This window comes from Bartonella sp. AP58NXGY (assembly GCF_042195785.1).
GTDB lineage: Bacteria > Pseudomonadota > Alphaproteobacteria > Rhizobiales > Rhizobiaceae > Bartonella.
In genome coordinates this window covers 1-776 of record NZ_JBHIOY010000202.1, presented here as the reverse complement: position 1 = coordinate 776, position 776 = coordinate 1, and the positions used below count along the sequence as shown (strand labels likewise).

General features: G+C 35.6%; 1 protein-coding gene and 1 pseudogene. Both read left to right on the top strand.

The window, feature by feature from the left end:
- Positions 1 to 109: pseudogene (locus ACFINC_RS10445) on the top strand (metallophosphoesterase); the annotation flags it as partial.
- 288 nt (positions 110 to 397) lie between these two features.
- The coding region (locus ACFINC_RS10440; RefSeq protein ID WP_375617170.1) for an MFS transporter at positions 398 to 776 on the top strand (379 nt) is incomplete at its 3' end.

Sequence of the window (776 nt, the reverse complement as noted above, 5' to 3'; positions counted from 1 at the left end):
CCTTTGTGGTTTAGCGGTTGAGATTTCAGATCGCACCGGTTTAGCAGAAAAGGTCTCAGCGGTACGGATTGGTCCTCATTTAAAACCTGAAGCTCCCGATTTTTGGTAGACTTCTTTCAAAGCCCCCCTTTGATGATCCACTCTCGCCCTTCTGGAAACTCAGCAAAATGATTTCTCACGCCCCCAATATTCCAATAACTTATAGATTTCTCACTCATTTTTCACGCACAGACATTCATGAAAATAAGTGGACAAAAAACGATGATGATAAAAACCAATAACCTATAAAACAGATCTCTTTTCTTGTGGGTAACGATAAACGATTATATAATTTAACTATACTTACAAATATAAATCATATTTGTTTTAAAAGTCATAATTTTGAAAGTATTTATTTGTGTACAATAAGCCTTCTCTGTTATTTATAATATCTATCATCTGTTTATCAATAGGTGGTTTGGTTTCTACAGATATTTTTTTACCAGCTCTTGAAGATATGCGCCAATATTATCAGGTGAGTGAATCTGATATGCAGAGTGCAGTAGCTGTTTTTTTACTCGCCTTAGCACTTGGACAACTGATTTATGGACCGCTCAGCGATAATTTTGGACGTAAAAAGACGCTTTTATTTGGCTTATTTTTGTGGTTGTTTACCACATTGGGTATAATTTACACAGTCAATATTCAAGCTTTTTTCATACTCCGTTTTTTACAAGGTCTTGGAGCTTGCTCAGGGATCGTTTTAAGCCGCGCTATGATTAATGATTTGATGAATA